Annotated in this window: 7 protein-coding genes; 3 read left to right on the top strand and 4 right to left on the bottom strand. The window is 37.3% G+C overall.

All coding sequences use genetic code 11. The annotated features are described in order from the left end of the window. Nucleotides 1–93 precede the first annotated feature (93 nt). Complete coding sequence (locus H5200_RS04970; RefSeq protein WP_182761071.1) at nucleotides 94–2295, bottom strand: PAS domain S-box protein; 2202 nt, start codon at nucleotides 2293–2295, stop codon at nucleotides 94–96. A 497-nt stretch (nucleotides 2296–2792) separates the two neighbouring features. Between H5200_RS04970 and H5200_RS04965 the strand changes: the two genes are divergently transcribed. Beyond that, nucleotides 2793–4064: an O-acetylhomoserine aminocarboxypropyltransferase/cysteine synthase family protein gene (locus H5200_RS04965; RefSeq protein ID WP_182761070.1), complete on the top strand. Its 1272-nt coding sequence runs from the start codon at nucleotides 2793–2795 to the stop codon at nucleotides 4062–4064. 151 nt (nucleotides 4065–4215) lie between these two features. Next, a complete protein-coding gene (locus tag H5200_RS04960; protein WP_182718770.1) occupies nucleotides 4216–4875 on the top strand; it encodes an NADPH-dependent FMN reductase in 660 nt (219 codons plus the stop codon). A gap of 4 nt (nucleotides 4876–4879) precedes the next feature. Here the strand turns inward: H5200_RS04960 and H5200_RS04955 are convergent, their stop codons facing one another. The 3 genes from H5200_RS04955 to H5200_RS04945 form a co-directional block, all read right to left on the bottom strand. Continuing rightward, nucleotides 4880–5068 carry a DUF1289 domain-containing protein gene (locus H5200_RS04955; RefSeq protein ID WP_149980198.1) on the bottom strand — a complete coding sequence of 63 codons (189 nt, stop codon included), beginning with the start codon at nucleotides 5066–5068 and terminating at the stop codon, nucleotides 4880–4882. Nucleotides 5069–5120: 52 nt separating this feature from the next. Further along, on the bottom strand, nucleotides 5121–5633 hold the full coding sequence (locus tag H5200_RS04950) for a hypothetical protein (protein WP_145235753.1): 513 nt from the start codon (nucleotides 5631–5633) through the stop codon (nucleotides 5121–5123). Between the two features lie 185 nt (nucleotides 5634–5818). Next, entirely contained in the window at nucleotides 5819–6556 is a 738-nt protein-coding gene (locus tag H5200_RS04945) for a hypothetical protein (RefSeq protein ID WP_182761069.1), read from the bottom strand. Nucleotides 6557–6823: 267 nt separating this feature from the next. Between H5200_RS04945 and H5200_RS04940 the strand changes: the two genes are divergently transcribed. Next, nucleotides 6824–9286, top strand: coding sequence for a toll/interleukin-1 receptor domain-containing protein (locus tag H5200_RS04940; protein ID WP_182761068.1), 2463 nt, complete (start codon nucleotides 6824–6826; stop codon nucleotides 9284–9286). Nucleotides 9287–9319: the final 33 nt, after the last annotated feature.

The following is a 9319-nucleotide window of genomic DNA, read 5'->3' as shown; positions in this document are numbered from 1 at the left end:
TTCGATAATGTTGCGCCACTGCTCAAGGCTACGCATTTTTCTCATGGCTATCTCCTAATTGAAATTAAGAAATAGTTTAATCGGTTTGACGAGTTACTGGCAGGTGCATTTTGCTAGACGCTTACCCTGTTTACCGTTATCTACAATAGTTAATGATGCATTAGTGCCTTCGAGCATTGACTGAATGACAATTTGATTGATTTCGTTATCCTCAGCAATCAGTATTTTCTTTCCCCTCAACGGCGGCGGAGTCATAGATTTTTGTACGAAAGAGCTGACACTCTTATTGGTTATAGTTAATGGTAATATGACTCTTATAGTGGTGCCTCTACCCACATTGCTTTTTACATCGATAGTGCCTCTCATCATAAGAATAAGACTGAGGGTAATCGACATACCCAGCCCAGTTCCACCAAATTTACGTGTTGTTGAGTTGTCTGCCTGTGAAAAACGATCAAATATACGAGCTTGAGCTTCCTCACTCATTCCAACTCCTGTATCAGCCACTTCAAGACTAATAGCCTGCTTTTCTTGGTAAAGAGTTTCGCTCAAGTGAATGTTTACGCTACCCTTTTCAGTAAACTTAACAGCATTCGACACAAGATTGAGTAATATTTGCTTAACACGGACAATGTCTCCTAACCAGTGATCATTAAAATTTTCATCAATATTACTGACAAGTTTAATACCCTTATTACTGACTATGCTGTCCACTTCAAATTTCACAGATTTAATTATATCGCTAATCGAGAAAGGCTCTTGCTCTAGGCTTAGTTTATTGCTCTCTATCTTTGAGTAATCCAAAATATCGTTGATAATGGTTAACAGCGATTTAGAAGACGATACTGCATTTTTAAGCATTACTTTGGACTTGGCATCGAGATACTCAGTATTGACCATCTGCAGTCCGCCTAAAATTGCATTCATGGGCGTACGTATCTCATGGCTCATATTTGACAAAAATTCACTTTTCGTTTGGGTTGCCTGCTCAGCTTTTTGCTTAGCTACTTCTAGCTCATTTATCGCATTTATTTTATCTGTAATGTCGTAATTTACACCGATGACTTTTAGAGCGTTGCCATCATTATCTCTAATAACTTCTGCGCTAGCTTTGATTGTTCTTACCTGCCCGTTTGGATGTACTACTCTAAACTCTGGATTAAAAGCACCTAAACCTGATACGGCATCCTCTAATTGTTTGTTAGACTCTTCCATATCATCAGGGTGAAGACTATGAGTCCAAGCTTCATAAGCACCAGAAAAACAATTCTCTGTAATGCCATACAGCTTGTACATCCATTCATCCCAGATTAATTCTCCCGAAATGACATCCCACTCCCACACACCAATTTGAGCTGATTCATTTGCCAATTTCATTCTCAGAGAACTGGTTTCAGCTTGGTTTTTTGCTATTTGTAATTCGGTTTCTATCTGTTTCTGATGGGAAGTATCTTGGATGACAGAGCAAATCAGCTCATCGCCATTTGCACTCTTAATTATAACGCCCGACAATTGTACGGGGTATTCATAACCCTTTTTATGAATATATTCTTTATAGTAAGGTCCGTAACGGCCTGTTTCTGAGAGGGATTTTAGTTGTTCTTTTTCTTGTTCTTCGTACTTTTTTGGTGTCAACTTCCAATAGTCCATTTGATTTAGTTCGTCTTTGTCATAACCACTAAAACGACTCAGTTCCTTGTTAACATACTCAAATAAACCATTATCTAACCTATTAATTGCAATGCCTACCGGCGCTAAGCTAAAAAACTGTTCAAATTTTTCTTTTTCCTCATTGAAAGCGTAGCTAATTCGTTCTATGTCTGTTGAAGCACTATGCAATTTGTTTTGCGTCTCAACTAATTCACTAATATCTCTACCTATGGCTAAAATAAAAGCATCACCATCCACATTTAATACAGTCAGAGATACAAGGCATGGAAAAGATGAGCCGTCTAATCGAGAGTGAACCCACTGAAACAGCTGTGGCCCTTTAGTCAGAGTATTTTCAATGTGTTCTGCGGCTATTTCCTCTGAACGTCTGCCACATGGTTGATACTCAGGTGAGATATCAGAAGGCTTTAAATTAATAAAGTTGTCTTTACTTTCCACGCCGTGCATATTGATTGCAGCTTGGTTACATTCTGTGAATTTACCAGATTTCAGATCGATTATTGATAGTGCGTCCCCAGATACTTCAAACAACTTCTTATACTTTATATTTTCAGCTCTAGCGTTTGCAAGCTGAACTTTAAGCTGGTCAATCTCCGCTTCGAGATCGTTTGTGGGATTACTCATAAGAACTCACTGTTAATTGTGTTTTTTCTTTTCCTATATATAACAATAGCTATAGTCCATTTTTTGTAAAAACAGAAGTTTTAAATAGAGAGTATTGAGTGGCTATTTCCTTATAGTACCGTTTGACGAGAATCAATATTTTTTCAAATAGCTACAAACTACGAGAAGATAATTATAGTTGGCTGTAATGATAAGTGAAAAATACAACAGATTATTGTTCTTTTTATTTTTTATAGTTAATGAGTCCAGAGGACGATCTGGAGTTAAGATACGTTCAATCAGTCAATGCACGCTTCACAGCCTAAACCATAATAAACAGCTATGTCCACTTTCTTAAGAACAGCAGGTGTTCGTTTAAGGTGGAACAAACTAACATAATTCTCTCTTAGCAGAATTTAACTTAAATCTAATTACTTCAACATCCTTTAATATATTTCATGTGCACTTTATAACCAATAAATGCTAGCTTAGTGGCAAATTAATTGAAGGAAATAATTATGAAACTTGAGTCTTTAGCGCTGCATCACGGTTATGAATCTGAACCTACAACTAAATCGGCGGCGGTGCCGATTTATAATACCTCATCGTATACGTTTGATAATACTCAGCATGGTGCTGATTTATTTGATTTAAAAGTACCCGGGAATATTTATACCCGTATTATGAACCCGACTAATGCGGTGCTTGAACAGCGTATTGCGGCCATGGAAGGGGGCATTGGTGCGCTTGCTGTGGCCTCTGGTATGGCGGCCATCACTTACGCAATTCAATGTTTATGTGAAGTGGGCACTAATATTGTCAGTACCAGCCAAGTGTATGGTGGTACTTATAACTTATTTGCCCATAGTCTACCGCGCCAAGGTATTGAAGCGCGGATGATTAAAGCGGATGACTTTGCCGGTTTTGAAAACGCGATTGATGAGAATACCCGTGCGGTTTTTTGTGAGTCGATTGGTAACCCTGCAGGGAATATTGTTGATATCGCTCGATTAGCTAAAATAGCCCATAGCAAAGGCGTGCCGCTGATTGTTGATAACACGGTGGCAACGCCGTATTTATGCCGGCCATTTGAGTTGGGTGCCGATATTGTGGTGCATTCGCTTACTAAATATATTAACGGCCATGGTACGGCGATTGGCGGCATAATTGTTGATTCGGGTAAGTTTGACTGGAAAGCCAATGCCACTCGTTTTGCGATGATGAATGAGCCTGATCCGTCGTATCATAATGTGGTTTATACCGATGCTTTTGCTGAAGCGGCGTTTATTGGTCGCTGCCGGGTTGTTCCACTTAGAAATACCGGTGCGGCACTTGCGCCTAAAAACGCCTCTGACATTTTAATTGGTCTTGAAACTTTAGGGCTAAGAATGCAGCGCCACTGTGAAAACGCGCAACAGCTTGCTGAATACCTAGAGAATCACCCTAAGGTGCTTTGGGTTAATTACGCGGGGTTAGCGTCAAGTCCCTATAACGCAATGAGTAAAACAACCACTAGTGGCAAAGCGTCTGGTATTTTAAGCTTTGGGATAGCGGGTGGCCTTGAAGCTGGCACTCGCTTTATTGATGCACTGAATATGATTTTACGTTTGGTAAATATCGGTGATGCAAAGTCACTGGCTTGCCACCCAGCATCAACCACGCATCGACAATTAAATGATGAAGAATTGGCGAACGCAGGGGTTAGCCGCGATTTAATTCGTTTATCAGTGGGTATTGAAAACATCGACGATATCATTGCTGATGTAAGCCAAGCGCTCGATAAAGCTTAGTAATGTTAGCTACAGGGGTAAAGCGTGATCCACATTAATGTTTAAACATGCATTTTATGTTTTGCTTGTAAGGTAGGTTTTATTTATGACCTACCGCACAAATTTACGTTTATATTCGTATAATGATTTAAATAAAATGGAGTGCCAGTACATGAAACTATTAATTTTTTTAGGTTCAGTTCGAAAAAGCTCGCCACCTAAGCCGGCACGTCTCGGTGAAAGAGTTGCCAAGGCATGCCAACGCTGTTTGCTTGAGCAATACAGTGATCACGATATTGAACTGATAGATCCGCTAGACTACGAGCTGGACCCTATATTCAAACCGCACTTTGCTTATTCACAAGCCGAGGTGCCTAAAAAACTCGATGACCTAGCGGAAAAAATTAAAGCCAGTGATGGTTTTATTATGGTCAGCCCTGAGTACAATCATTCAATGAGTCCAGCATTGGCTAATCTATTAAACCATTTTGGTAGCTCTTTATTTGCTTACAAACCCAGCGTTATTGTTACGTATTCTGCGGGGCAGTGGGGTGGCGTTCGTGCCGCTGTTGGGATGCGCAGTTTTTTAAGTGAACTTGGGTGTTTGCCGGTGTCGGCTATGATCCATGTGCCAAAAGCACAGGATGTATTTATTGAAAGTGGTGAAACAAACAATGAGGCAGAGCAAGCATCATGGCGCGAATATTTTTCGCGGTCGTTTAATCAGTTACTGTGGTGGGCTGAGGCAGCAAGTAAGCAACGCGAGCAGGTTGACCCTAAGCAATTAATTAAAGACTTTAAACGCGACCCGTCGCAACGCAATGCACCTTAATAAGCTATGGGGTATTAGCATCCTCTCTAGGAGTATCTAAAATAGCTTGTTTCTCTTGGTCTGATAAAATGATCCAGTCAAATATTTCGTCGCTAGTTCGGCCGCAGCCGCTGCAATAGCCTTTGAGGCGGTGGCATTTCCCAATGCAGTCGGTTTTTAATAGCGATGAACTTTTTTGGGGTGTTGAATTCATAAATCCTTAGCAAGTAGGTCAACATTTGCTGACCTGTTTTATGGTTTTAATGCTATTTATTTGCTACCGATTTACCTACTTCAAATGAGGTAGACCAAGGCGTTGAGCGAGATAAAGTTTTTCCGGTATGAATTGAAATAGCTGGGTTTTTTTCATCAAGTACAAAGGTAGTGCGTAATGAATCAGCAGATTCTTTTTGTTGTTCGTGCCAGTTATTTTGCGCTAAACAAGCTCGGGTGAAATCAACAGCCTTTTGATGAATGGCCACCGCTTGCGTTTGTTCTTGGTAATTATCTTGGCAACGATAAGTCACTGTATCGGCATCCAAAGCACTGATTTGGCATGCTTCACCAACTAGATTGTATTTAGCTGTCCAGGTTTCTGCGTACTTTGTATTCACGCGGGTACGCTTTAACACCTCAAAACGTGAGTCGTAGGCTGCTAATAAACCATTGATTTTTTCACAAGGCGTGAGGTTATCAATACTTGCTTTTTGCTCTGTTGTTAAGCTGCTACAACCCGATAAAATAAGGCCTGTTAATAATACCGATAAATACTTTTTCATAGTGGACTATCCTTTTGTGATAGCTAATCCTTCGAAGTTGCTTAAAGGATACCTAAGGGCTTGAAAAAATGCCATTAAAGACGTGAAAATAAAATCATTGCATGACTTATATCAAACGTTTTTAGCGTAATATTTCAAAATTATTTGCATCAAAACTAAGTATTACTTTAAGCAAACGCGGCCACTTATAGATTTTGAACAGGTACATTTTTTATTGTTACGCTACCTGAACCATCAGCAAGTAAAGTAAAACTGCCTGCTTTGTTAACATAAATGCCACCAGAGCCATCGGTTACTGTGACTTTACCGACAATGTTTTGCACATCGATATTACCCGACCCATCATGAATAATTACATCACCTTGAGTGTTTGCCAGTTCAATACTGCCTGAGCCGTCATGGATGTTTACACTGTCAGTAATATTGCTCGCAGTGATTGCACCGGAGCCATCTTCAATGGTTAATTGACCCGAAATATTATTGATTATAATTGCGCCAGAACCATCATGAATGCTAGTTTCAGCTGCATTTTCAATCGAGATCTCGCCTGATCCATCGGTAATATCAAGCAAGAATGTTGCTGGTAGCGACACCGTTAGATCTATGCGCGTATGATCTTCACTGTGGTTATCACAATTATTCGCAGTTAATTTTGCTGAGTTGCCACTTTTATCTAAAGTAAGGCAGTAGTTGTCATGCGCTTCATATTGATAAATTTCAGCCTTTACCGTCACAGTGTCGGTATTACTGCCTACGATATGTAAAAAGCCCGAACCGGCTTCAACGTTTAATGCTGATAGTGATTGAGCATCAAGGGTAAGCTTTTTTGTGTCTTGTAGTGTCATCTCGTTATTCCAAGCCAAAGCTTGAGCAGATAGCAGTACAGTGCCAATCAGAGTCAATCGTGTGAATGCGTTAATCATTATTATTCCCTTTCATTTCTTTGCTGTTTTAAGTTTAGTCGCACACAGTGATTGAAAGGTTTAAAGGGGATTTTAATTATTTTAGTACTTATCATTGACAAACATATGAGAATTTTAATCGAAATTTTAAATTGCTTTAAAATAAACACACTGATATGTTAATTGCTAACAATAAATATATCAATATAGTGTCCCGAGGCAGTTTTTAATCGCTTTTAATAATGTGAAATTTATAGTTAAAAAGGACTCTGTAATTAAGGATAGAATATGATCAAATGTTTTCTTTCACATAGCTCAGACGATAAAGATAGTTACGTACGAAAAGTCTCAAAATTCTTGAGAAAAGAAGTTAGAATTATTGATGAAGAAACGTTTGAAGCAGGCATGTCTCCAGCTGAAGAAATAATTAATAATTTGGATGAAACATCATTGTTCGTTATTTTTCTTTCGAATAGTTCATTAAATTCCCAGTGGGTAAAAGATGAATTAAGTTTAGCTAAAGAGAAAGTAGACATAGGGAAAATAGATAGAATTTTTCCGATCATTATTGACGACAGTATTACTTACACTGATTCAAGAATTCCTCAGTGGATGAAAAATTCTTTGAATATACAAAACATCAAACAACCAAAGGTTGCTGTACGTAAAATTAATGCTCGTTTGAGAGAGTTGGCTTGGCAAAACCATCCTACTTTAAAAGAGAGAGAAAATATTTTTGTAGGGCGCAATGACCAAATAAGCGCTGTTGAAGCCAGGTTTGATGATTTTAGTAATACTTCCCCTATAGTATTCATTGCTTCAGGTTTAAATTCTATAGGCAGAAAATCATTTATAAAAAAATCATTAAAAAAAGCAAACATTATTAAGGATTCTTATGAGTTTCAGCATATATCTTTGGATCTAAATGACAGCATAGAAGATTTCATTTTAAAAATAAATGATTTGGGTTTTACTGATGAGGTACAATTAACAGATTTATTAACAACAAGTGTTGAAGATAAAATATCTATAGCTTCGTCTCTTGTAAAGGCTATGGTTCTTGAGAATGAGCGTCTTATCATAGAAGATAAAGGCTCTATCATTCAATTTGATGGTGAAGTTGTTGATTGGTTTAAGACTATTGTAAATTACATCTCTGAAGAGGAGCACTTGACTTTTTGTATTTCAAGTAAATTTAGGGCTAATCGTCGCATAGCATTTAGTGATCCTGAGTTTTATATGGTTGAAATCCCTGAACTAGATAGGGTAGAAAGAAATGGGTTATTATCAAGATATGCCAAGTTTAAAGAATTAGACATAAGTAAAGAAAATCTTGGGTTTTTCTCAGATTTATTAACTGGTTACCCAGAGCAAGTAATTTATGCTGTAGACATGATCCATGACACCAGTATATTTGAAGCAAAAAAAAACTCTCATTTAATTCAAGAGTATGCGACAGATAAAGCAAAGCTGATAGTTGATTCTTTAAAAAATAATGAAAAAGAAATTAACTTTCTATATTTTTTGGCCCGTTTTGAGTTTATTAGCTTTGAGTTATTATTTGAACTTGTACCTGAAAATGAATACTTTCCTATACTGAGTAAATATTTATTGTCTTCAGTATGTGAAAGGTTAGGTACTAATGGTGATTATATTAGAGTTAGTGAAGTTATAAGAGATTATGTTGCTCGTAGCCAATTTGGTATGCCAATAGAGTTTACTGATCGACTTCGTATGCATGTCAGAGATTTTTTTGAAAATTATACAGATGTTAATAGAGATATTTCGGATTATATATTTTCGATTCAAGAAGCTTTATCTACGGGTGAAGATGTGCCAGAGCAACTATTAATTCCCTCATACTTCTTAAAAACAATTAAATCCCTTTATGAGAAAGGTGGGAGTGGTAATTATAAAGAAGTGCTGCGTTTAGCTGACCGTGTTTTATTAAGCGAAAATTATCTTCATCTAAATATAGTTGATCATGTTTACTTTCTTAAGTGTCAGGCTCTTGCTAGGCTTAAAGATCATAGTTTTTTTGGAGTTGTTAAGAAAATAAAAGAGCCAGAGTCATCTTTTCTTCATGGATTTTATTATCGGATCGCAGGTAATCAAGAAAAAGCTATTTATAGTTATAAAAGAGTATTAGAAAGGAAACCAAGTGATATTAGGGCTAAAAGTGAGCTCGTTTTATTATATATGCAGAGTGATGAACACAGCTTAGCCTATGAGTTAGCAAAAGAGGTTTATAATAGAACACCAAATAACCCTTTAAATGCCAATAACTACTTGTCATGTATATTTCATAGAGACAAAGCTAATTCGGATAGGGATTTAATAGAAGAAATAGTGGGAAAATTAGAATCCGATCCTTCAGAGCGCTCTCAGGAAATGTGGAGAAGTGCAAGAGCTAAAATTTTAGCCAATTTTGATAACAATATAAATGAAGCTTACAGTCTTTTGGAAGAAACAATTGAACTATTCCCTGATGTTGTTTATCCCATCTTAACACTGGCTGATTTAGCTATTCAGTTTAAAAATATTGATAAGCTAAAATCTGCTATTGAGTTATTAGATAAAAAAATGACTAAAAACTCACAAACATATAGGTCTTACATTAGATATAAGTCTATTTATACTGCGTATACTGGGAACCTTACTGGAGCAATGCAAATGGCTAAAACTGAACTTGCGGGTATGCGAAAAGAAGCACTAGATTCATTTCTACAACGATTATCAATTATTCATTAGAATCCAATATTTTATTAAGCGCTGAGCCAAACT

This window comes from Pseudoalteromonas sp. SG43-7, from assembly GCF_014164295.1.
Classification (GTDB): domain Bacteria; phylum Pseudomonadota; class Gammaproteobacteria; order Enterobacterales; family Alteromonadaceae; genus Pseudoalteromonas; species Pseudoalteromonas rhizosphaerae.
Note: the sequence above shows the minus strand (reverse complement) of the source record. Positions and strands in the feature narration are given on the sequence as shown.

Coding starts and splice junctions, on each gene's coding strand:
- H5200_RS04945 (WP_182761069.1), bottom strand. CDS start 6,556: ATGATTAACGCATTCACACGATTGACTCTGATTGGCACTGTACTGCTA.
- H5200_RS04940 (WP_182761068.1), top strand. CDS start 6,824: ATGATCAAATGTTTTCTTTCACATAGCTCAGACGATAAAGATAGTTAC.
- H5200_RS04955 (WP_149980198.1), bottom strand. CDS start 5,068: ATGAATTCAACACCCCAAAAAAGTTCATCGCTATTAAAAACCGACTGC.
- H5200_RS04965 (WP_182761070.1), top strand. CDS start 2,793: ATGAAACTTGAGTCTTTAGCGCTGCATCACGGTTATGAATCTGAACCT.
- H5200_RS04960 (WP_182718770.1), top strand. CDS start 4,216: ATGAAACTATTAATTTTTTTAGGTTCAGTTCGAAAAAGCTCGCCACCT.
- H5200_RS04970 (WP_182761071.1), bottom strand. CDS start 2,295: ATGAGTAATCCCACAAACGATCTCGAAGCGGAGATTGACCAGCTTAAA.
- H5200_RS04950 (WP_145235753.1), bottom strand. CDS start 5,633: ATGAAAAAGTATTTATCGGTATTATTAACAGGCCTTATTTTATCGGGT.